Below are 21,717 nucleotides of genomic sequence, written 5' to 3' on the forward strand. Positions count from 1 at the left end.
AGCCAATCACCAGGTCCAGATCGTGACTGGCCTGGAGCAACGGCTTGAAAATAGGATCGTCATCCGTTGGGCGATGGGCCACGAAGGAGACCAGGTCCTGCAAAACATAGCCCGTCAGCGAAAGTTCGGGGAAGACCAGCAGGTCGGTCTTTTGCTGTCTGGCTTCGTCGATCAGGCTGAGGTGCTTGTCGAGGTTGGCCTGCACGTCGCCGAGTTTGGTGTTGATCTGGGCAAGGGCGAGTTGAAGTTTCATAAGTATGAGAATCTTACCACCAAAAATATGGGCTAAAAATCTGGAAATGAACAACGTAGAATTTAACGCAAAGGCGCAAAGATCTAAAGGCCTCATTGAGAATCGTCGTGATAAAAACCTTTGAACACGGATTACACGGACGGACACGGAAAACGCGGATTTCTTAAACTTTTCCGTGTAAATCCGTGAAATCCGCGTTATCCGTGCACAAAATTATGACAAGCCCCCACAGGCCATTCAAGAGCTTTCCTTTGCGACCCTGCGCCTTTGCGTTGAATCTTGCTTCACAGCATAAAAAAGCCCAACCAATTACAGCGGGCTTTGCTGGCGGGAAGGGAGGGATTCGAATGCCATCCTCTCAATCAGGGCGCATGAGGAGAAAATAAAGAGCCCGACTGATAGTCGGACTCTCTTTGGCGGGAAGGGAGGGATTCGAACCCTCGGTGGACCGAAGGCCCACAACGGTTTTCGAGACCGTCCCATTCAACCACTCTGGCACCTTCCCAAGTGCGGCGCGTATTATACCTTAAATCTCCACGCTTTCATGTAATTCAGGGTAATGGGTTCGATCGAATTTATTTTCCTTGAGCTTGGCGCGGAAAGCCGTCGCGGACTTCTCTTCACCGTGGACCAGGAAGACCTGCTTGACCTGGCCTTTGACTCCCAGCGCGTACTGCGTCAGCAGGTCCTGGCCTGCGTGGCCCGAGAGGCCGCCAATGGTGGCCACCTCCGCCTTGACGTTGTAGGGCTCGCCAAAGATGCGGACCTGCTTCTCGCGGTCGGCCAGGCGGCGGCCCAGCGTATCGGGCGACTGCCAGGAAACGATGCAAACTGTGTTGCGCGGATTTTCGATATTGTTGCGCAGGTGATGCAAAATGCGCCCCGTTTCCGCCATGCCCGAGGCCGAGATGATGATCATCGGTTCGCGGATCTCGTTCAACTTCTTAGACTCCTCGACCGACTGGACGTAGGTCAACATCTTGAAATCCAGGGCGGGGTGGCGCGCCTCGCGCACGAACTGGGCTGTTTCGGCGTCGAAGCATTCGGTGTGATTCTTAAAGACCTGCGAAGCCTTGACCGCCAGCGGGCTATCCACGTAGACGGGCACGGGGGGTACATCACCATCGGTCATCATCTGGTTCAGGTCGTACACCAGTTCCTGGGTGCGGCCCACTGCGAAGGCGGGAATAATGACCTTGCCGCCGCGTTCCACCGTGCGTTTGACCACACCGCGAAACTCCTCGTAGGCGTTGAGCGGATCGCGGTGCGGCTTGTCTCCGTAGGTACATTCCATGATCATGTAATCGGCGGCGGTCGGCAGGACGGGATCGCGCAGCAATGGCAGTTTGAAGCGGCCGATGTCGCCCGAGAACCACAGGCGGATCTTGCGGCCTTTCTCCTCGATCTCCAACGAAACCGCTGCGGACCCGAGGATGTGCCCCGCTTCGACGAAGCGCGCCACGACCCCAGGCACAGGCTCGAAGGGCGCGTTATAGTCCATGCCGCGGAAATGCTCGGCCACGTGGATGGCGTCCGCTTCGGTGTAGAGCGGCTCGATGGGCGGCTGTCCGCGCTCGGCGCGGCGTTTGTTGACGAACTCAGCGTCCGATTCCTGGATGTGGCCCGAGTCTTGCAGCATCACATCCGCCAGGTCGGCTGTTGCCTTCGTTACGTAGATCGGCCCATCGAAGCCGCGGCGGACCAGGTTGGGCAGGTTGCCCGCGTGGTCGATGTGCGCGTGTGAAAGAATGACCGCATCCACGGAACGCGGGTCGAAGGGAAAGTTCAGGTTGCGGGCGTAGGTCTCCTCACGTCGGCCTTGATACAGGCCGCAATCGAGGAGCAGGCGGGAACCATTAATTTCCAGCAGATGCTGGCTGCCCGTCACCGTGTGGGCTGCGCCGTGAAAGAAAATCCGCATATCAACCTCCGAGTAATTTTAAAAGTTGTCCGCCAAATTGCTGGTAGCGCCAAGGCAGCGGAGCCATCAAGACTTCCAGGTCGGGCGCCGTGCGCGGGGCGCGCTCGGCCAATAACTGGACAAAGGGTTTGGGCAGGATCACATCCGACTCGACACCCATCTGCTGGGCGACGGTTTTGCGCCAGTTCTTGAGTTTATCCAGGCGGACGGCCACCGCGTCGCTGGGACGGACAATGGGCCGCCGCTTCACAAGCGGACGCTCCACCCCGCGCTTCACCGCTTCGATGACGGGGCCACCCCACAGTCGAATCTGCTTTTCGCTCATGCCCGCCTCGATCAGGCCCTCCTTGTCGGAAGCAGCCGAACGGGCAATGGCGATCAGTTTGTCGTCCTCGATGACCTTGAAGGGCGGGCGATCGCGTTGGGCGGCCAGTTCGTCGCGGGTTTCCAGCAGTTCGCTGAGAATAGTCAGGTCACGCAGGTTCAAGTCGCGACGGCCTGCAAAACGCTCCCAGGCCTCACCGTTGGCTTTGGGCCTGGACTCGTCCACCTCGCAGGCGCGGCGGAAGTCCTCTTGGGCCAGAGGCAGGCGGCCCTTCTCGATGAGCTCAAGCTCAAGCACATCACGCAGGGCGCACAGGTAATGCGTGTCGAAGCGGGCGTAATGGATTTGATCGGGCTTGAGCGGACGCGCGCCCCAATCCGCCTTCTGATGGCGCTTGTCCACCTTGATGCCAAACTTCTCGTCCAGCAATTTGTCCAGGCCGACGGCGGGATAGCCGAGGATGCGCGAGGCTTGCATGGTATCGAAAAGATTGGCGAAGGTGAAATCGAAATCACGCCGCAGACAGATCAGGTCATATTCGGCGGCGTGGAAGATCTTTTCGATGTTGGGGTCGGCAAAGATTGGGGCCAGTTCACTCAGGTCGGCGAGGATGATCGGGTCGACGAGGTAATCGGTCTGGGGCGTGGAAAACTGGATCAGGCAGACGCGTTCGCGATAGGCATGCAGGCTGTTCGATTCGGTATCCACGGCAATGCGCGGCTGGGAGGCCAGGTCCGCGGCCATGCGCGCCAGGGACTGCGGTGTATTCACCCACACAGGGGGTGCCAGGGGTTCAACGGGCATGCAGGGGATTATATCGCACGTGAGATAAGTCAGGACTCCAGTGTGTTCACCTCGTTGTTTGTAAACAGCACAAACCAAGTCAGCGCCCAAATCAACGGGATGCCAATCACGGCTGCGTTCCAACGATCCGCCTCGGGGAAGAAGATCAATACCCAGGGTGAAAGGACGGCAATTGCAGCAGCAACAGTCTGAGACAGGGAGTATTCTTTTTTCTCAGTCAGAACCAAAATTCCAAGAAACAGATCGTACATCCAACGCATGGGGGTCAGCGCAATACCCATCAAAACAGCCGCCGAAAACCATCCCGTATTTTTTCGCTTTCGAGATGAATAGAACGAGAATGCCCCCAGGCCGATGAACAAAACGGCGTACAGGATATTCCACGGTGTCGGCAAAATTTCCAGGCTCCAGAAAGCGGACATGCCGCCCTTGATTCCCAACATTCCAAAATACCCTGGAAACCAATTTCCAACCGCCAGCAGGCTGGCACTCAATAAAACCGCCATCAGCCCAGCAAACCCCGCAAGAAACTTCCAGTTTTTCTCCAGCAGAACCCACAACAAGAATACTGCCACGGGAATCACTGTGACAGTCGGTTTAATCAGCGCCAGACCCAGGATCATGCCAGCCATCACAGGCCGCTTTTTCCACAATGAATGCGCGCCGAACAAAGCCAACAGGCTGAGATAACCAAGCTGTCCCTTCGTCACAGAAATGACTAAAAACGGCAAGCCGCCCAGCAGAATCCACACCAGCCATAATGATTGCGCCAGAAAATTCTTCCGTCCCAGGGCGAGCGCCAGTTGATACAGGAAATTCAACATAGCCCATAACAGTATCCCAATATAGAGAATGGCCGCCCACTGATATGGTAATAACGAGAAAGGTGCAATAATGAGAAACAGCCAGGCTGGATAGACGAACATCATCGGGTCCTCGCCCAAGGCGGGACCGCCATAAACCACCTGTTGGATTTTTAAAGTGGTTTCGGGACCGTAGGGATTCGCACCGTGGAACATCTCACGCACACCGACCCAAAACGGAGCGAAGTCCATGCCCACCCAGCGATACGGCCCATGCGGACCCTCCAGCATCCAACGATCCCACAGCCAAGCCATTGCAAGAATACAAACAAGCAGCAAAAAAAGCTGTGCAAACAAAAGAGGGCGTTTTTCAGATTTCATATCATTACCTAACCCTTTCATCAATAGAATTACTTGATCTTCTCCATCACCAGCCCATCTTCGCCATCATTGTAATAGCCCTTCCAGATGTCGATGGTGTGATAGCCTTCCTGCTCGTACAGGGTGATTGCGCCCTGGTTGGACAGGCGCACGGTCAGGCGTACACGCGGGGTGTGGAGTTGTGCCTCGGCGGCGCGCAACATGGCGCGGGCCTTGCTCCGGGTTTCCTGCCATTCGGCTTCCGGGTTGGAGTCGGCGACGATGCCGGCGCCGGCCTGCACGTGGATCTGCCCGTCCTTGACCACCGCGGTGCGGATGGCGATGGCCAGGTCCATGTCACCATGAAAGCCCAGGTAGCCCACCGAACCGGCGTAGATGCCGCGCTTGGTGGGCTCCAGCTCATCGATGATCTCCATGGCCCGCAGCTTGGGGGCGCCGGACACGGTGCCCGCCGGGAAGGTGGCGCGCAGCACGGCCAGGGCGTTGAGCCCGTCCTTGAGCTTGCCTTCCACATTGGAGACGATGTGCATCACGTGGGAGTAGCGCTCCACGGTGAAGCGCTCGGTGACCTTGACGGTGCCGGTGCGGGCCACCCGGCCACAGTCGTTGCGGCCCAGGTCGAGGAGCTGGGTGTGCTCGGCGAGCTCCTTCTGGTCCGCCAGAAGTTCGGCCTCGAGGGCCAGATCCTCGTCGTGGGTGGCGCCGCGTTTGCGGGTGCCGGCGATGGGGCGCACGGTCACGTCGCCATCCTCGAGGCGCACCAGGATCTCGGGGGACGCGCCCACCACCTGGAACTCCTCGAAGTTGAAATAGAACATGTAGGGCGAGGGGTTGAGGCTGCGGATGGCCCGATACAAGGCCAGCGGGCTGGCACCGAAGGGCTTGCTCATGCGCTGGCTCAGCACCACCTGCATGATGTCGCCCTCGACGATGTAGTCCTTGGCCTTCTGCACTGCCGCCTTGAAGGCCTCCTCACCGAAGCTGGACACCGCCTCGGCCGACGCGCAAACCTGCTCGGACGGCACGCTCACCGGCTCGCGCAGCTTGCCCAGCAGCACCTTCAGGCGGCGCACGGCGCGCACGTAGGCGTTGGGCACCTCGGGCTCGGCGTAGACCACCAGGGTCAGCTTGCCGGAGAGGTTGTCCACGATGGCGATCTCTTCGGACAGCAGCAGCAGGATGTCGGGGGTGCCCAACGCGTCCGGCTTTTCGGTCTTGGCCAGACGCGGCTCGATGTAGCGCACGGTGTCGTAGCCGAAACAGCCCACCAGACCGCCGGCAAAGCGCGGCAGGTGGTCGCGGGGCGGCACCTTGATGCGGTCCATGAACTCGGCAACGAAGTTGAGGGGGTCGCCGTAGTCACGGCGCTCCACCAGGCGGTCGTTGGTCAGCAGCAGCACCGAGCGGCCATGCACCTCGATGCGGGTCGAGGCGGCCAGGCCGATGATCGAATAGCGGCCGAAGCGCTCGCCCCCCTGCACGGATTCGAGCAGGTAGGTGTTGGGCGCGTTGGCCAGCTTCAGGTAGACGGAGAGCGGGGTGTCGAGATCCGCAAAGGTTTCGAGGGTAACCGGGATACGGTTATAGCCCTGGGCGGCCAGGGCGTTGAATTCGGCTTCGGTCATGGAGACTCCGGAAGTGCATGATGCTTTTTCGCGAGGGTATCACGGGGCGGGCCCGCGACTGATCAGGGCCCCCGTAGCTGGGTTTTGCCCAGCTTGCCCCCCAAGGGGGGGGAAAGGAAACTTGGGACGGCCCGGCGTTTCCTTCAGGGCTGGCTCAGGCGAGCAGCCATGACCGGCCGCCGCATCCGCCACAGCAGGGGATACGAACGGCAGGGAACTCCTCGACGAAGAACATGTGCTTCTGGGTCACGATGGATGGGTGTCCGTGAAGGTCAAACGACAATGCGCGGCAGCGCATCGACGAGGCTGGATAGTAGCCCGTCGCATTCGATGCTGTCCACCGGCATGCCTTCACTGTAGCCATAGGTGACCAACAGCACCGGCATGCCCGCCGCGCGGGCCGCTTCGGCGTCATTGGCGGAATCACCGATCATCCAGGCTGCCGCGGCCGGCACCGCCAATTGGGCGCAGGCATGAAGCAGGGGCGCCGGATGGGGTTTCTTGTCCGGGAGGGTGTCGCCGCTGACCGTCACCTGAAAGAAGCGGGCGATGCCGGTGCGCTCAAGCAGGGGGCCGGTGAAGGCCGCGGGCTTGTTGGTCACGCAGGCCATGGGCACCCCCGCCGCGGCCAGGGCCTCCAGCGCCTCCACCACACCGGGATAGATCACCGTGCGCTCGCCATTCACCGCCGCGTAGTGGCGGCGGAAGACCTCCACCGCCGCATCCACCTCGGCGTCCTGCGCCGAACCGGACTCCACCAGACAACGCCGAACCAGATTGACCATGCCCTTACCCACGAAGGTCCGGATCGCCTCCAGGGAATGGGGCGGACGCCCAAGCTCTGCCATCATCCGCCGACAGGCTTCGGACAGATCGGGGATGGAATCGAGCAGGGTGCCGTCCAGGTCAAACAGGACAGCGGTGCGGGTCGGAGACATCGGCGGGCTCACAGGAGTATGAAGGCGGCGGGGCTGCAGCATAAGGGAGATCACGCCGCCGACGCCAGCCCGGCCCGCCGCTGCAGGGCACGCCCCAGCACCAGCACCATCACCAACAGGGGGATGGCCGCCCAGGCATTGACCGCACTCCAGCCCAGCCGGTCCACCAGCGGTGCAGCACCGAGCGTCGCCAGGGTCACCCCCAGGAAGACCAGGCTGTCGTTGACCGCCTGGACCCTGCCCTTCTCCTCGGCCCGCCAATGCTCCGCAAGCAGGGTCGTAGCGCCCACGTACAGCAGGTTCCACCCCAGGCCGACCCCCACCAGGGAGCACTGGAAGTGGGCGTAGCTGTCGCCCGCCAGCGCCAGCGCAATGGCAGCCAGGCTGATCAGGGCGCCGATGAGCATCACCCGCAGGGCACCGATCCGGCCCACCAGGCTGCCGGTGAGGAAAGAGGGGGCGAACATGGCCACCAGATGCCACTGGATCACCGTTGCCGTGGCATCGAACGGCTGCCCGGTGCACAGCATGGCCAGGGGCGTGGCGGTCATCAACAGGTTCATGACGCCGTAGGCCACCACCGCCCCTGCCACGGCCAAACCCACGCCGGGGTCAGCCAGGATCTGCCTCAACGGCCGGGCTGCCTGGGCTGCGGGCCTGCGCTGCACAGCCGGAAGGCACAGGCCCCAGCCGGCCAGGGCCGCCACAAGGGCCACCCCGGCCAGCACCAGGAAACTCGCGAGGAAAGGCGTGCCGAGCATGTCCCGGGTGCTGCGGGCCAGCCAAGGCCCCAGAAAGGCCGCCAGCACACCGCCAGTGAGGGTCAGGGAGACGGCCACGCCCTTGCTCGCCGGCGCAACCGCTTCGATGGCTGCAAAACGATAGAACTGCCCAACCCCGCCCAGCACGCCGATGCACACCCCGGCCAGGACGAAAAGCCCGAACTGACCGAGGTGAATGGCCAGTGCCGCCATCAGCAGGCCGCAGGCCCCCACCAGGGCCGCGCCGACGAACACCGGCCGCCGCCCCCGCCGGGCCATCAAGCCTGCCGCCGGATGGAGCACCAGCAAGGTGGCCAGGTACTGGGCCGCGAGGGGCAGGTTGGCCAACCCGGAAGGCGCGGCCAGGCTGACGGCCACCACTGCCGAACTCGACAGGACCAGACCGACCATGGTCATCATCAGGGCCTGGCTGAGGGCCAGGAGAAAAACGTTGGCGTTCATGGATGTGCTCCGGAGTGCTTTGACGCCGCCATGGTCGCCGGCTAGAGTGGATGGCGTAAATGACACATAAGCCACCTTTTCTGCCATGCCCTGCACCCTTGCCCTCCTCGTCTATCCCCAGTTCCAGATCCTGGATGCAGCGGGCCCCTTGTCAGCCTTCGAAACGGCCAACGGCTTTGCACCGGGCAGTTACCTCCTGGAGCTGATCTCCCGGGATGGTGGCCCGGTGACAAGCTCCTGCGGCGCGGCCCTGCACACCCGCGCCTTTCAGCGCAACGAGGCTCCTGACACGCTGATGGTGGTGGGTGGCGACGGCGTGGACGCCGCGTCAGCCTGCCCCGCCACGCGGGACTTCGTCCGTCAATGCAGCACCCGGGCGCGGCGGACCAGCAGCGTCTGCTCCGGAGCATGGCTGCTCGCCAGCGCCGGGCTGCTGGAAGGCCGTCAGGCCACCACCCACTGGAGCCGGACATCCCGTTTCCGCCGCGCCTTTCCGGATGTGCGGCTGGAAGCAGACAGGATCTACGTGCAGGACGGGCCGATATGGACCGCAGCCGGCATCTCGGCGGGCATCGACCTGGCCCTGGCCCTGATTGCCGACGACGTCGGCGAGACAGTGGCACGCCAGGTGGCCCGTCAGCTCGTGGTGTATTTCCGCCGCCCGGGCGGGCAATCGCAGTTTTCGGAACTGGCCGAGATGCAAGCCGTGGGCACTCGTTTCACGCCGCTGCTGGACCACATCCGCCAGCACCTGGACGAGCACCTGGACGTGGACGCGCTGGCGGCCCGGGTGTGCATGAGCCCCCGCCACTTTTCCCGCCGCTTCACGGAGGAAACAGGGCTTACACCGGCCAGGGCGGTGGAAAAACTGCGGGTCGAAGCGGCCGCGGCGGCGCTCGAGAGCGGGCGAGAGGCGGTACAGAAGGTGGCCCGGGACTGCGGCTTCGGCGATCAGGAGCGGATGCGCCGGGCCTTCCTGCGGATCCTCGGCAGGCCCCCCTCGGCCCTGCGGCAAAAGCGGGCCTGAGGTAAAGCCCGACCGGATCAGACCCCGGCCAGGGCCGAGCGCAAGGCGGCGATCACGCTGTTGTAACGCTGGGGGTCGCCGTCCTTGCCCGCACCGAACACGGCCGAGCCGGCCACGAAGGTGTCTGCCCCGGCCCGGGCGATCTCGGCGATGTTATCCACCTTCACACCACCGTCGATCTCGAGGAGGATCTGGCGGCCGCTGCGGGCAGTGTAGGCGTCGATCTTCGCCCGCGCCTCGCGCAGTTTGTCGAGAGTGCCCGGGATGAAGGACTGACCGCCGAAGCCCGGGTTCACGCTCATCAGCAGCACCACGTCGAGCTTGTCCATGACGTGGTCCATCCAGTTGAGCGGCGTGGCCGGGTTGAACACCAGGCCGGCCTGGCAGCCGCTGTCGCGGATCAGGCCGAGCGTGCGGTCCACGTGTTCGGAGGCTTCCGGGTGAAAGGTGATGATGTTGGCACCGGCCTTGGCAAAGTCCGGCACGATGCGATCCACCGGCTTGACCATCAGGTGCACATCGATGGGCGCCGTGGTGCATGGGCGGATGGCTTCACACACCAGCGGGCCGATGGTCAGGTTGGGCACGTAGTGGTTGTCCATCACGTCGAAATGGACCCAGTCGGCGCCCGAGGCGATGACGTTGGCGACCTCTTCACCCAGGCGGGCGAAATTGGCGGACAGGATACTGGGGGCGATGCGGAAGCTCATGGCAAGTCCTGGCGGGGAGAACGCGGAGGTGCCGGAGTTTACCCGCCCGGCCGACACCACGCCAATGCAGCGCGCCGCCCGGTGCCCGCTATGGTTGCGGTGCGACGACAATTCGGCTTCAATTGAATCCCCAACGCGCATCACCTCAAGACAATGACAACCCGCAAGGATCAGGACGCCATCGAAGTCAAGGCCGTGGCGCGCTACATCGAGGAGCAATCCAGCATCGAGGCGAACCGCTACGTCTTCGCCTACCACATCACCATCCGCAACACCGGCCAGGTGCCCGCCCAGCTCGTCAGCCGGCACTGGATCATCACCGACGCGGAAGGTGCGGTGCAGGAGGTGGAGGGGGCTGGTGTGATCGGCAAGCAACCCCTGCTGCGCCCCGGCGAGCAGTTCGAATACACCAGCGGCTGCACCATTGCCACCCCGGTGGGTACCATGAAGGGCAGCTACCGCATGGTGGCCGAGGACGGCAGCCGCTTCGACGCACCGGTACCGGAATTCACCCTCGCCATGCCCCGCACCCTACACTGAGCAAAGCCCCCGGCCCTCGGGCCGGGCGCTTCGCCCCGCCCGTGATCAGCGGGCCGTGTGCCTCAGCAGGCGCAGGCACTCGATGGTGGAGGCCAGATCCACCGCGCAGACGTCATCATCATTGCGGATATACGGGTCAGCACCGGCCGCCAGCAGGGCCTCGACAATCTCGGGGCGTCCGCTCGACGCGGCGTACATCAGGCAGGTGGCCCCCACATCATTGCGGTTGTCCAGATCAATACCCGCCGCGACCAGCGCCCGGATGGCCGCCGGCTCCCGTGACACGCAGGCCAGCCACAGGGCGTTGTTGCCATCCCCGTTCCGCCGGGCGATATCCACGCCCGCGGCCAGCAGTGCCTCGATCAGATCGGGACGACCGAGCAGCGCGGCCCGCATCAGGGGCGTCAATCCGTGCTCCCGGGCCTGATCCAGGTTGTCCCGGTCATAGCCGAATTCGTCCACGAACGCACGCAGTGCCGGGGTGGCATCGGCAGGCAGCGCAGGCGTATTCCCTGCGCCCGCCCCTGCTGCCAGTGCGGCCTCGAGGGGCTCGAAGCCACCATCCACGCTATAGACTTCCGCGTAGTGAAAGTCCGCAAACATCCCGGCATACACCTGGCTGGCGTTGCCGTGATAGCAGTAGATGACCACGGGGGCCGCCCGCGGAACGCGCCCGAAGACATCGCCCAGGGCCGCCTCGGTGAGGTGCTGCGCCCCTTCCACGTGACGACGCTCGAAGCTGCCCCGATCACGCACATCGAACAGGGCCAGCCCCGGCAACTGGCCGAGACGCGAGCGGTAAATCAGGTCGGCGGCCCGGCGGGGCTCAATGCGCAGGAAACCACTGCGGTTGCGAGTGGATGTGCGGGTATCGGTCATGGCTGTGATCTCTCGGCAAGGGCCGGGTAGGCCGGCGTCGTTTCGATACGTTCATCGTCCACCGGCATGCCGATGGTGAAGTGATAGAGACTTTGAAAATCGGAGGTGGCGAGGGCGGCGGCCTCGTGTACCGGGTCATCGAAGAAGCATCCGATACCGGTACCGCGCAAGCCCATGGCTTCCGCCTCCAGGTAGAGCAACTGCCCCAACAGGCCGGCTTCCCGCTGCAGATCCCGGTAGGCCGTGGGATGGGCGTCCACGAGGGGCGCGAAGGGCGCCAGCATGCCCACCGCCAGGCAGGCACTGGCGGCGATCTCCTGGTGGCAATGCAGGCTGCGGGCCACCCGTCGTAGCTCCACCGGCGGTAGGGGCCGGAGACGCACCAGGCCGTCAGGCCCCACCGATACGGGTGCGCCTCCCGCCGCTTGCAGCCCTTCAAGCAAGACCTGGCCCCAGGCGCCCCGGGGAAGCAGATGTAGCCCCGCCTCCACCCCCTCCACCCGATGCACGAAGAACAGCAGTGACAGCCGGGCATCGGTCTCGCCCCGGAGAATGCGGAGAAGACCGGCAAAACGCTCCGCCCCCATCACATGATTCGGGTCAAAACGCTGAGCGCTGCGCCTGCCCAGAATGCGCTCCGCCGGCTGGACGGGGGGCAACGGACCGGCAATGGGAAGCAGCGCGCACTCGTCAGGACGCCGGGTCGCCTGTGCCACTTCGGCAATGATCGGCCAGCGAAACATGGGGAATGGGTCGATGCACGTCGCCACGCCCTGCCACTCCGCCATTGCTGCAAGGGCGCGCAAGGCAGACGGGGCAAGGTCCGCCACGCCCTCCCCCAGATCCACGGCCAGCAATATCTCCGCTTCCTCGTGGCTCACATCGGCCCGCCGCCCGGGAAAGTCGTCATCCCGGTCCACCCCCAACAGGGCCGCCAGGGTCTCCGTACCGATCCGCCCCTGCTCCACCGGCCGCCAGCCCAGCAGGGCAGCCGCGTAGCGCAGGGCGCCCACGGCATGGCCCGTATCCAGCTGACAATAGCGGAATGCCCGTTCGCCATACTTCCAGGCTTCGCGCCACATCACGGTGCTCAAGCCGATCGCCAGCGCGGGCCCCGGGGCAAACGGTTGTACATGGCGCGCGCGCAGCTCCAGCGCATGCTGGTCCGGCAGGTAGTGGTAAAGCCCGTCGGCCAGCCCCGCCACACCCGCAAGCAGCACATAGGCCTCCACCGGATGCAGGTTGCCACTGGAAGGGTTGGCCCGCACGGCCCAGCGGTCCGGCCCCAGGGACTTCCAGGCGGTCAGGCCGAAGGAAAGATGCAGGAGCGCCCCCAAGCTTGCCAGATCCGCCACTGCCGGGCGGGCCGGCGCCTGTGCAAGGGACTCGGCGTGGGCCAGGGGCAGGGGAAATGCCGGCGCACCCGAAAAATGGCGGAAGGGCTCGGGCCGGGCATCCCAATCCAGGGTTGTGGGGCCGGCCGCGTAGGCGGCGAAGCGATGTTTGGTCCGCTGCTGATAGATCTCCACCACCTTCCCGGCGGGGAGCGTGCGGGCGGACGTGACAGGCGATGAGGACATGATTCGAACGGTGAGAGTGTGAGGCCAGCGAAGCAAGATCAGCGCCTGCCCCGCCTGTGAGGCCCGGAGAACGCCGCGACCCGCGGCACGACCGGCTTGCCGCCCTTCCCGCCGCACCGCCCCCGCCAGGCCACGCTGGCACGTTTGTCGGCTTGCAAACACAAATCGGGGCGCACCCCATCAGAAGAACATTCCAAAAATGTGAAAATTCTGCAAAGAATCCGATTCACATGCCGATAATGCTTGCGCGGAACAACACCTGACACCCAGCGGCGGACCCGCCCGGACATTGCGCCGGCTCGCCAGCTAGAGGAACCGAGCACACCCATGTGGATAAATCGCAAGCAATACGAACAACTCCAGTCCGACCTCCAGGCGGCCATCGCCCGCGAGCAGGCCTTGCAGAGCGAACTCGCCACGCTCCGTAGCGAAGCGGCCACACAACAAGCAGCCCAGTCCGAAAGGCAGCGCCACTGCGATCACCTTATGGCCGTAGTGCAGCGTATGGCCGAGTTCGGCAACTCCCTTTCAGGCGCCCAGGGCAGCCTGGGCGAGATGGCCGGCATTCTGCGTGACGAGAAGCTCAAGGCCGTCGAAGCCGCTCACGTGTCCCAGACCAGCGGACAGGCCACTACCGAGATCGCCGAGAACCTGCAGCGTCTGGCCATCGAATCCGGAAACTCGGCCCGCGAGGTGGACACCCTGGCCCAGCGTGCCGAAGAGATCGGCACCATCGTCAAGCTCATTCACGGTGTTGCCGACCAGACCAACCTGCTGGCGCTCAACGCGGCCATCGAGGCGGCCCGGGCCGGCGAGGCCGGGCGTGGCTTTGCCGTGGTGGCCGACGAAGTGCGCAAGCTGGCCGAACGCACCTCCACCGCCACCGCCGAAATCTCCACCCTGGTCAACCGCATCCGCGAAGACTCCACCCGCGCCCGCAACAGCATGGAAAGCCTGGCCCAGGTGGCAGGACGCTTCAGCGAGCGGGGCCAGAAGGCCACCGAGGACATGAAGCTGCTGATGGCCCTCTCGGGCAACATGGAGGGCGTGATTGCCGGCAGTGCCATGAAGAGCTTCGTGGAAGTCGCCAAGATCGACCACATCGTCTTCAAGTTCCGGATCTATCTGGCGGTTTTCGGTCTCCTCGACCTCAAACCCGCGGAAGTCTCCACCCACACGACCTGTCGCCTCGGCAAGTGGTACTACGAGGGCGAAGGGCAGGCCTGTTTCAGCCGCATGCCAGGCTACCGGGAAATCGAGCCACCCCACGTGGAAGTCCACCGCGCCGGTGTTCAGGCCCTGGAAGCCCTCGCCAGCAACGACATGGCCGGCGTGCTGCGCCACCTGGACGGCATGGAGAGTGCGTCCATGCGGGTACTCGAGAACCTCCAACGCATGGGGCAGGCGGCGATGAGCGACCCTTCAGCCCTGTGCTCCGCCGAAGACCACGGCCACGACCACCACCATCACCATGACTGAAACTGCCGGGCCGGCCCCCATCGCCGGCCCGCATTGACTCCCCCGTCCCGGCCGCCCAGAATCTGGGCGCCATGCCAAGCCTCGACACCCTCCTCGCCTTTCTGGGCATCTCCATCCTCATCACCCTTGCACCCGGCCCCGACAACCTGATGGTCATCGGCCGGAGCCTGGCCCATGGACAGCGCGCCGGCCTGGCCTTCGGCCTTGGTTGCGCGGCCGGCTGCGTGACCCACATCGCCTGGGCAAGCCTTGGGGTTGCCGCCCTGGTGCGGGCCTCAAACGGGCTGTTCCTGGCCATCAAGCTGGCAGGTGCGGCGTGGCTGCTGTGGCTGGGCATCCAGGCCCTGCGCTGCGGCGGCAGCCTCACGCCCGCGGCCGGCGGGGCACCCCGCGCCGGTCTGCAGGATTTTCGTCAGGGCTTTGTGGCCAATGCGCTGAACCCCAAGGTGGGGCTGTTCTTCCTGGCCTTCCTGCCCCAGTTCGCCGATCCGGCCCGCGGCCCGGTCAGCCTGCAGATGCTTGTCCTCGGCCTCGTCTTCGCCGCCCAGACCATCCTGATCTTTGGCGCCATGGCCCTGGCCGCCGGCCACCTCGGCCGGCTGCTGGCCCGCCGCCCGGGCATGGGCCCCTGGCTGGACCGCCTGTGCGGCCTGCTGTTCATCGGTCTCGCTGCCCATCTGGCCGGCGACAGCCTCATCCGAAACAAAAACTGAGCAAGAACAGAGAAAGAAGCCCATGCGACGCTCCCCCTCCGGCGCCCAAGCCCTGCCCGCCACCGGCGACCGCCACGACTGGCAGACCATCAAGAAGCTTGTGCCCTACCTGTGGGCCTACAAGTGGCGGGTGCTGTTTGCCCTCAGCTGCCTGATCTCGGCCAAGTTTGCCAACGTCTCCGTGCCGCTGATCTTCAAGCAACTGGTGGACGGCCTGGACATCACCCGCGAGCAGGCCGTCATCGTGGTGCCCGCGGCCCTGCTGGTGGCCTACGGCGCCCTGCGCTTCTCCACATCGCTCTTCACCGAGCTGCGCGAGATCGTCTTTGCCCGGGTCACCCAGGAATCCGTGCGCGAGATCTCGCTGCAGGTCTTCGGGCACCTGCACGCCCTGTCCCTGCGCTTTCACCTGGAACGCCAGACCGGCGGCCTGACCCGGGACATCGAGCGCGGCACCCGCTCCATCGGCAGCCTGATCAGCTACACCCTGTACTCCATCCTGCCCACTTTCGTGGAGATCAGCCTGGTGATCGGCATCCTGCTGGTGAAGTACGAACCCAGTTTCGCCATCATCACCCTGGTCACCCTGGTGCTGTATGTCACCTTCACCTTCAAGGTCACCAACTGGCGCACCGCCCTGCGCCGCCAGGCCAACGAGCTGGACTCCGCCGCCAACGCCCGGGCCATCGACAGCCTGATCAACTACGAGACGGTGAAGTATTTCAACAACGAGGCCTTCGAGACCCGCCGCTACGACAACGAGCTGGCCAAGTGGACCGCCGCCCAGATCAAGAACCAGAAATCCCTGTCCTTCCTCAACATGGGCCAGGCCGCCATCATCGCCGTCGGCGTCACGGTCATGATGTGGCGCGCCGCCCTGGGCGTGGCCAACGGCAGCATGACCCTGGGCGACCTGGTGCTGGTCAACGCCTTCCTGATCCAGCTCTACATCCCCCTCAACTTCCTGGGTGTGCTGTACCGGGAGATCCGCCAGGCCCTCACCGACATCGAGCGCATGTTCGGCCTGATGGGCACCCACCGGGAGGTGGCCGACGCCAGCGATGCCCATGCCCTCGCCCGGGGCCCGGCCAGCGTGCATTTCGATCACGTGGGCTTTGCCTACGAGCCCTCCCGGCAGATCCTCCACGACGTGGACTTCGCCATTCCCGCGGGCAAGACCGTGGCGGTGGTGGGCCACTCCGGCTCGGGCAAATCCACCCTCGCCCGCCTGCTGTTCCGCTTCTACGACGTGCAGGGCGGCGCCGTGCGCATCAACGGGCAGGACATCCGTGGCCTGACCCAGGACAGTCTGCGCGCTGCCATCGGCATCGTCCCCCAGGACACCGTGCTCTTCAACGACACCCTGTTCTACAACATCCAGTACGGCCGCCCCGAAGCCAGCCGCGAGGAGGTGGAAGCCGCCGCCCGCGCCGCCCAGCTCGAGGACTTCATCGCCCGCCTGCCCGATGGCTGGCAGACCCGCGTGGGCGAGCGTGGCCTCAAGCTCTCCGGCGGCGAGAAGCAGCGCGTCGCCATCGCCCGCACCCTGCTCAAGAACCCGGACATCCTGATCTTCGACGAAGCCACCTCGGCCCTCGACTCGAAAACCGAGAAGGCCATCCAGGCCCAGCTCGACGCCGCCGCCCGGGGCCGCACCACTCTGGTCATCGCCCACCGGCTGTCCACAGTGATGAACGCCGACGAGATCATCGTGCTCGATCAGGGCCGCATCCTCCAACGGGGCAGCCACGCCGGGCTGCTGGCCAGCGGCGGCGCCTACGCCCAGATGTGGGCTCTGCAACAGGAGGAACGGGAGGCGGAGGAAGCCGCAGCCTAGCGCTCAAGCCACTTTTCCGAAAAGCGGAGCGGAGACCCATCATGCCAAACCCGGACCACCTCGCCCTCCTCGACCAGGGCCGCGACACTTGGAACGCCTGGCGGAAGGCCAACCCCGATCTGCCGCCCCAGTTGCGCAGCGCCCGCCTGGAAGGCCGCGACCTGTCCGGCTTCGACCTCCACGATGCCTACCTGCGCCGGGCCCACCTGAAAGGCGCACGCCTCGACGGCAGCAAGCTGCGTGAAGCCAACCTGAGCGGTGCCGACCTGGAGGGCGCCTCCATGGTGAAAGCCGAAATGGCCGGCGCCAACCTGCGGGCCGCGAAGATGCAGGGCGCCGACCTGAGCGAGGCCGACCTGAAGAGCGCCATCCTCGTCAGCACCGACCTGAGCCACGCCAAACTCAACGGTGCCCAGGTGTACGGCATCGCAGCCTGGGAGGTCACCCTGGAGGGGGCCGAACAGCGCGACCTGCTGGTCACCCGCCCCGACCAGCCACGCATCACCACCGACGACCTGGAAGTCGCCCAGTTCATCTACGTGCTGCTCAACCACCGCAAACTGCGCGACGTCTTCAACACCACCACCCAGCGCAGCGTACTCATTCTGGGGCGCTTTGGCGGCGGTGGGCTGGACGTGCTGCGAGCGGTTGCCGACAGCCTGCGCCAGCAGGGCCTGATCCCCATCATCTTCGACTTCGAACGGCCCCGGCAACGCAACTACACGGAAACCGTGATCACCCTGGCGGGCCTGTGCAGCTTTGTCATCGTGGACCTCAGCGGCCCGTCGGTGCCCCAGGAACTGCAGGCCATCGTTGCCGCCACCCTGCGCATGCCCCTGGTGCCCATCGTAGAGGAAGGCCGCAACCCAGCAGCGATGCTGGCCGACTTCCAGGAGCTGGACTACTTTCTCGGCCCGCCGATCCGCTTCAGCAGCATTTCGGCCCTGGTTGCCCAGATCGCCGAGAGGGCCGTCGCCCCCGCCCAGGCTTGGCTGGCGCAACGCAGGAACCGGCTGAAGGTCATTGATGAGGGCTGATTCACTGAAACGTAACAGTTGTTGAGTAGGGTTCCGCGGTTGAGTCCACCCTTCAAGGAATCCATCCATGTTCGCCAAACGCCTTCTCGCCGTCCTCGTGCCGGCCGCCCTCGTCCTGCCCCTGGCCACCCCTGCCCACGCCGGCGTCTCCCTGATCGGTATCGGCCAGATCAGCGGTTCCGACCTTTCCGGCCTGCAGGGCACCCTTGAAAACGGCGAGTCAGCCAGCATCCTCGGCGGGCTCGGCTCCGCCATCGCCTGGGCCGGTGGCGACACCTTTCTGCTCACTCCCGACCGCGGCCCCAACGCCAGCGTCTGGAACAGCAGTGTCGACAACACCACCAGCTGGATTCCGCGCTTCCAAACCCTGAACCTGGGCCTCGGCACCACGGCCTTCAGCGCCGGCAGCATCGCCACCCTCAACCCGGTACTCAACTCCACCACCCTGCTGTCCAGCACCACCGCACTGAACTACGGCAGCGCCCCGGTACTGACCGGCAGCAACGGCCAGAACTACTTCACCGGCCGCTCCGACGCCTTCGCCACCGGCTCCTCCACCAACCCCGACAATGCCCGCCTCGACCTGGAGGGCATCCGCGTCGCCGCCGATGGCAAGAGCGTGTACATCTCCGACGAATACGGCCCCTACATCTACCGCTTCGACCGCAGCACCGGCGAACGCACCGGCGTGATCACCCTGCCGGAGAAGTTTGCCGCCACCACCCCGGCCGCCACAGAAGCCACCGAGATCGCCGCCAACACCAGCGGCCGCGTCACCAACAAGGGCATGGAAGGCCTCGCCATCACCCCCGACGGCAAGACCCTGGTCGGCGTCATGCAGAGCCCCCTGGCCCAGGACGGAGGCACCGCCGCCAGCACCGTGCGCATCGTCACCATCGACCTGGCCACCGGCAAGGTCACCCACGAATACGCCTACCAGCTCGACAACATCGGCACCCCCGCCAAGCCCAAGTACGGCACCATCAGCGAAATCGTCGCCATCAACGACCACGAATTCATCATCGATGAGCGCGACGGCAAGGGCCTCGGCGACGACTCCAAGGCCGTCCAGAAAAAGCTCTACACCATCAACCTGAGCGGCGCCCAGGACGTGAGCAACGACACCGGCGCCGCCGCCCTGGCCGGCAAGGCCGTCACCAAGACCCTGTTTGTCGACCTGGTCGCCCTGCTCAAGGCCAACGGCTACACCGACCGGACCATCCCCGCCAAGATCGAAGGCCTCGCCTTCGGCCCCGACGTGTGGGTGGACGGCGTGCTCCAGCACAGCCTCATCGTGGTGAATGACAACGACTTCCTCGACATGGTGGACGTCAATGGCACCCCCACCGCCAACCCCAACCAGTTCTTCGTGCTGGGCATCACCGACGACGTCCTCGCCAGCTTCCAGGCCCAGCAGATCCCCGAACCCGCCACCCTGGCCCTGGCCGCGCTGGGCCTGACGGGCTTCATGCTGCGTCGCCGGAAGTAAGCACCGCGCTGCAGGCCCCTCCCCGCCCGTCCGGGCGGGCGAGGGCCGCATCCCCTAAGGCTTGCCAAAGCCCTCCAGCTCCCGCGCACGGGCCGCGGTCACCGCCAGGAAACAGTGATTGGCCTCCACCCGGGCCATCGAGCCCCCTTCGGGGTCAGCATAAAAGCGGCAGTTGGCCTCGCGAAACTTGAGCCACAGACGCTGCACCCCCTGCAGCTCATCCCGCCGCACCACCGGCAGATCCGCCATCACCGCCTTGTAGGCCTTGTTCAGACGCACATCCTGGCGCTTCACCTCAGCATCGATGCACTCGACCATGCTCTGGGTCACCCCGCCCGACTTGTCCATGCAGGCTGAAAACTGACGGGAAAAGCCACCGTCATCCGCCATCACGCGGGTCGCCGCACCGAGCAGCACCAGCCCCACCATCCACGCCTTGCACCTTGTCACTGCACTCTCCTTGTGGAAAAGCCCGGAGCAACAAAGCCAAGTCATGGCGACACCCCGCGGCCCCGCCAGCGTACCAGCCCCAGCGCAAGCACCCACGCCAGCCCCAACCAGAAGGCCGTAATGAAGCACCAGCCGAATACCGTTGGCGCACACCACCCCCAACCACAGGCCCCGTCATTCACCAACAAACCCGGCACCCCGAGGGCGTGAAAGAGATAGACCGACAGGTAGGGCAGCGCCACCAGCACCCCGACGGGGCTATCGAGATAGGACGGCCAGAGCAAGGCGGGTGACAAGGCGAGGAGATAGGCGCCGACAAGGAAGGCGAAGACGGCGATGGGGTGACTGAAGTGATGGGTCACTGGAGCCTCACACTGAAGGGGGCCATGCTCAACTCACACAGACCGACCGCCCGGCCACGAAGAAATCGGGTGATCAGTCTGACAAATAGGCGAATCGAACGATGAACCATCGTGACCGAAAAACCTCAGACCCTCAGCCCACACGACGGCCTTCCGCAAAGGCCAACTTCTTGGCCTCTGCAGGGCTGAGACGCTCCCGCATCAAACCATACAGTTCGGCCGCTTTGGCGTAGTCACCTTGACGAAAAGCACGCTCGGCTTGCGGTCGAATCTGCTCCGCCCGCACATCGAGCGAGTACTCCTGCAGCCAGTGCTCTCGCCGCTCGAAGACGATGGCCAGGAACTTCGCATCACCACACAGTACCGGAGCTCCGTAGCGCCGAACCATCACGCTTAAATCTTCCAAGCCAGTTGCAACACTCTCGGGGGATGTAGCCACTCGAAGACGGTAGGTCTTTGCCAAACCAGGATCAGTGACGCGCATGAAATCAGAGAGCGAATAGCGGACGCCGGCGACGGTGAATCCACACCCAATTTCATAGGACTGCCGTCCGTGATGGACATCAATCTCAATATCATCTTTACGGTACCGAACCAGTGTCGGAAGCGCCTCGACCTCGGCGAAACCCGCATCGATGACGAAAGAGAAGGCTTCACGAGCCAGTGGGATAAAGTGAAACCGAGAACGATCCGTCATGTTCAGCATGTTTGGAGATTGAGTAATAAAGGAAAGGGGACAAAAAAACCGTCAACCACGTCTCCTTTAAGGCAGCACTGACAAAAATCTCTTCCAGCCTCTCCTGAGCGAACCCGCCGCATCAATCAACGAGTTTCCGATAGATAAAATTCGTCGAATTGTTGAAAGAACGACAACCTGCGTCAGCATCCGCGCCCCCAGGCGCCTTGGACGCAAGCCCTCCCCATCTACCACAACGCACCCTGTGACTGCCCACAACCTGAATGTCCCCGTTTGCTCCTGCGCGTGAAATTCGATATTCGCCATAGGAGACAGAGCCACCACCTCCAGACTCCGGGTGCTGCACGGGCTTTCGGACATATCTCGACACAAGCACGCCTCCCGCACACCCGACCAGGACTCCATCATACTTAGTAAATGCATCTACTCGCTCTCGTCCATTTGTAGCTGCGACATACTAAAAAGTGCGTTAGTTACCGTACATTCTATTCGGCCGCGTAGCGGGTGCTCGGATGCTTGAAAAATGCTCGAACGATGTCGGGAGTTTTCTGCAGCGAGCGCATGAAGCGCAGCGCAAGCTTCTTCATCTGCTCGGGCCCCTTGATGATGCTTCGACCCAGTTTGTGGCTCTTCAGATGCGCCCA

Annotated in this window: 20 protein-coding genes and 1 tRNA gene; 7 read left to right on the top strand and 14 right to left on the bottom strand. The window is 64.1% G+C overall.

Annotated elements, in window-relative coordinates; translation table 11 throughout:
• The 8 genes from J0L98_RS16665 to J0L98_RS16700 form a co-directional block, all read right to left on the bottom strand.
• Positions 1–253: nitrilase-related carbon-nitrogen hydrolase (locus J0L98_RS16665; RefSeq protein ID WP_296412947.1), on the bottom strand; the 253-nt coding region annotated here is incomplete at its 3' end.
• Positions 254–667: 414 nt separating this feature from the next.
• Positions 668–758: transfer RNA gene (locus tag J0L98_RS16670), tRNA-Ser, on the bottom strand.
• A gap of 21 nt (positions 759–779) precedes the next feature.
• Complete coding sequence (locus tag J0L98_RS16675; RefSeq protein WP_296412948.1) at positions 780–2,174, bottom strand: MBL fold metallo-hydrolase; 1,395 nt, start codon at positions 2,172–2,174, stop codon at positions 780–782.
• 1 nt (position 2,175) lies between these two features.
• Complete coding sequence (locus J0L98_RS16680) at positions 2,176–3,303, bottom strand: ribonuclease D (protein WP_296412949.1); 1,128 nt, start codon at positions 3,301–3,303, stop codon at positions 2,176–2,178.
• A 29-nt stretch (positions 3,304–3,332) separates the two neighbouring features.
• On the bottom strand, positions 3,333–4,487 hold the full coding sequence (locus tag J0L98_RS16685; protein ID WP_296412950.1) for a glycosyltransferase family 87 protein: 1,155 nt from the start codon (positions 4,485–4,487) through the stop codon (positions 3,333–3,335).
• 29 nt (positions 4,488–4,516) lie between these two features.
• Positions 4,517–6,112: an anthranilate synthase component I gene (gene trpE / locus J0L98_RS16690; protein ID WP_296412951.1), complete on the bottom strand. Its 1,596-nt coding sequence runs from the start codon at positions 6,110–6,112 to the stop codon at positions 4,517–4,519.
• A 272-nt stretch (positions 6,113–6,384) separates the two neighbouring features.
• The gene (locus J0L98_RS16695) at positions 6,385–7,050 is read right to left on the bottom strand and encodes a phosphoglycolate phosphatase (protein WP_296412952.1); all 666 of its coding nucleotides are present in this window, start codon (positions 7,048–7,050) and stop codon (positions 6,385–6,387) included.
• A 50-nt stretch (positions 7,051–7,100) separates the two neighbouring features.
• Positions 7,101–8,273 (bottom strand): MFS transporter, encoded by a 1,173-nt coding sequence (locus J0L98_RS16700; protein ID WP_296412953.1) that lies wholly within the window; start codon positions 8,271–8,273, stop codon positions 7,101–7,103.
• An 85-nt stretch (positions 8,274–8,358) separates the two neighbouring features.
• On the opposite strand from J0L98_RS16700, the gene J0L98_RS16705 reads away from it, so the two are divergent.
• Positions 8,359–9,300 (top strand): GlxA family transcriptional regulator, encoded by a 942-nt coding sequence (locus J0L98_RS16705; RefSeq protein WP_296412954.1) that lies wholly within the window; start codon positions 8,359–8,361, stop codon positions 9,298–9,300.
• A gap of 17 nt (positions 9,301–9,317) precedes the next feature.
• Here J0L98_RS16705 and rpe read toward each other — a convergent pair whose 3' ends face one another.
• Entirely contained in the window at positions 9,318–10,010 is a 693-nt protein-coding gene (gene rpe / locus J0L98_RS16710; RefSeq protein ID WP_296412955.1) for a ribulose-phosphate 3-epimerase, read from the bottom strand.
• Positions 10,011–10,163: 153 nt separating this feature from the next.
• Between rpe and apaG the strand changes: the two genes are divergently transcribed.
• The gene (gene apaG / locus J0L98_RS16715) at positions 10,164–10,550 is read left to right on the top strand and encodes a Co2+/Mg2+ efflux protein ApaG (RefSeq protein ID WP_296401743.1); all 387 of its coding nucleotides are present in this window, start codon (positions 10,164–10,166) and stop codon (positions 10,548–10,550) included.
• 45 nt (positions 10,551–10,595) lie between these two features.
• Here the strand turns inward: apaG and J0L98_RS16720 are convergent, their stop codons facing one another.
• Positions 10,596–11,429, bottom strand: coding sequence for an ankyrin repeat domain-containing protein (locus J0L98_RS16720; RefSeq protein WP_296412956.1), 834 nt, complete (start codon positions 11,427–11,429; stop codon positions 10,596–10,598).
• Entirely contained in the window at positions 11,426–13,009 is a 1,584-nt protein-coding gene (locus J0L98_RS16725; protein WP_296412957.1) for a SagB family peptide dehydrogenase, read from the bottom strand. The genes J0L98_RS16720 and J0L98_RS16725 overlap by 4 nt, the downstream gene beginning before the upstream one ends.
• 327 nt (positions 13,010–13,336) lie before the next feature.
• Here J0L98_RS16725 and J0L98_RS16730 point away from each other — a divergent pair, with 327 nt between their 5' ends.
• From J0L98_RS16730 to J0L98_RS16750, 5 genes are all read left to right on the top strand, one after another.
• Positions 13,337–14,488, top strand: coding sequence for a methyl-accepting chemotaxis protein (locus J0L98_RS16730; RefSeq protein WP_296412958.1), 1,152 nt, complete (start codon positions 13,337–13,339; stop codon positions 14,486–14,488).
• Positions 14,489–14,559: 71 nt separating this feature from the next.
• Positions 14,560–15,201: a LysE family translocator gene (locus tag J0L98_RS16735; protein ID WP_296412959.1), complete on the top strand. Its 642-nt coding sequence runs from the start codon at positions 14,560–14,562 to the stop codon at positions 15,199–15,201.
• A 22-nt stretch (positions 15,202–15,223) separates the two neighbouring features.
• Positions 15,224–17,038, top strand: a complete 1,815-nt coding sequence (locus J0L98_RS16740) for an ABC transporter ATP-binding protein/permease (protein ID WP_296412960.1) — start codon at positions 15,224–15,226, stop codon at positions 17,036–17,038.
• 41 nt (positions 17,039–17,079) lie between these two features.
• Positions 17,080–18,075, top strand: coding sequence for a pentapeptide repeat-containing protein (locus J0L98_RS16745; protein WP_296412961.1), 996 nt, complete (start codon positions 17,080–17,082; stop codon positions 18,073–18,075).
• A gap of 67 nt (positions 18,076–18,142) precedes the next feature.
• Positions 18,143–19,564 (top strand): esterase-like activity of phytase family protein, encoded by a 1,422-nt coding sequence (locus J0L98_RS16750; RefSeq protein WP_296412963.1) that lies wholly within the window; start codon positions 18,143–18,145, stop codon positions 19,562–19,564.
• Between the two features lie 54 nt (positions 19,565–19,618).
• Here J0L98_RS16750 and J0L98_RS16755 read toward each other — a convergent pair whose 3' ends face one another.
• From J0L98_RS16755 to J0L98_RS16765, 3 genes are all read right to left on the bottom strand, one after another.
• Entirely contained in the window at positions 19,619–20,014 is a 396-nt protein-coding gene (locus J0L98_RS16755; RefSeq protein WP_296412964.1) for a lysozyme inhibitor LprI family protein, read from the bottom strand.
• A 41-nt stretch (positions 20,015–20,055) separates the two neighbouring features.
• The gene (locus tag J0L98_RS16760; protein WP_296412965.1) at positions 20,056–20,376 is read right to left on the bottom strand and encodes a hypothetical protein; all 321 of its coding nucleotides are present in this window, start codon (positions 20,374–20,376) and stop codon (positions 20,056–20,058) included.
• A 133-nt stretch (positions 20,377–20,509) separates the two neighbouring features.
• Positions 20,510–21,082, bottom strand: coding sequence for a hypothetical protein (locus J0L98_RS16765; RefSeq protein ID WP_296412967.1), 573 nt, complete (start codon positions 21,080–21,082; stop codon positions 20,510–20,512).
• Positions 21,083–21,717 lie beyond the last annotated feature (635 nt).

Source organism: Zoogloea sp. (genome assembly GCF_017302315.1).
In the GTDB taxonomy this organism is placed as follows: Bacteria; Pseudomonadota; Gammaproteobacteria; order Burkholderiales; family Rhodocyclaceae; genus Zoogloea.

Bases quoted from the DNA above. Each gene is read 5' to 3' on its own strand.
- J0L98_RS16705 (WP_296412954.1), top strand. From the start codon at position 8,359: ATGCCCTGCACCCTTGCCCTCCTCGTCTATCCCCAGTTCCAGATCCTG.
- J0L98_RS16720 (WP_296412956.1), bottom strand. From the start codon at position 11,429: ATGACCGATACCCGCACATCCACTCGCAACCGCAGTGGTTTCCTGCGC.
- J0L98_RS16750 (WP_296412963.1), top strand. From the start codon at position 18,143: ATGTTCGCCAAACGCCTTCTCGCCGTCCTCGTGCCGGCCGCCCTCGTC.
- J0L98_RS16735 (WP_296412959.1), top strand. From the start codon at position 14,560: ATGCCAAGCCTCGACACCCTCCTCGCCTTTCTGGGCATCTCCATCCTC.
- rpe (WP_296412955.1), bottom strand. From the start codon at position 10,010: ATGAGCTTCCGCATCGCCCCCAGTATCCTGTCCGCCAATTTCGCCCGC.
- J0L98_RS16765 (WP_296412967.1), bottom strand. From the start codon at position 21,082: ATGCTGAACATGACGGATCGTTCTCGGTTTCACTTTATCCCACTGGCT.
- J0L98_RS16675 (WP_296412948.1), bottom strand. From the start codon at position 2,174: ATGCGGATTTTCTTTCACGGCGCAGCCCACACGGTGACGGGCAGCCAG.
- J0L98_RS16745 (WP_296412961.1), top strand. From the start codon at position 17,080: ATGCCAAACCCGGACCACCTCGCCCTCCTCGACCAGGGCCGCGACACT.
- J0L98_RS16695 (WP_296412952.1), bottom strand. From the start codon at position 7,050: ATGTCTCCGACCCGCACCGCTGTCCTGTTTGACCTGGACGGCACCCTG.
- J0L98_RS16740 (WP_296412960.1), top strand. From the start codon at position 15,224: ATGCGACGCTCCCCCTCCGGCGCCCAAGCCCTGCCCGCCACCGGCGAC.
- J0L98_RS16730 (WP_296412958.1), top strand. From the start codon at position 13,337: ATGTGGATAAATCGCAAGCAATACGAACAACTCCAGTCCGACCTCCAG.
- J0L98_RS16700 (WP_296412953.1), bottom strand. From the start codon at position 8,273: ATGAACGCCAACGTTTTTCTCCTGGCCCTCAGCCAGGCCCTGATGATG.
- J0L98_RS16725 (WP_296412957.1), bottom strand. From the start codon at position 13,009: ATGTCCTCATCGCCTGTCACGTCCGCCCGCACGCTCCCCGCCGGGAAG.
- trpE (WP_296412951.1), bottom strand. From the start codon at position 6,112: ATGACCGAAGCCGAATTCAACGCCCTGGCCGCCCAGGGCTATAACCGT.
- J0L98_RS16680 (WP_296412949.1), bottom strand. From the start codon at position 3,303: ATGCCCGTTGAACCCCTGGCACCCCCTGTGTGGGTGAATACACCGCAG.
- apaG (WP_296401743.1), top strand. From the start codon at position 10,164: ATGACAACCCGCAAGGATCAGGACGCCATCGAAGTCAAGGCCGTGGCG.
- J0L98_RS16685 (WP_296412950.1), bottom strand. From the start codon at position 4,487: ATGAAATCTGAAAAACGCCCTCTTTTGTTTGCACAGCTTTTTTTGCTG.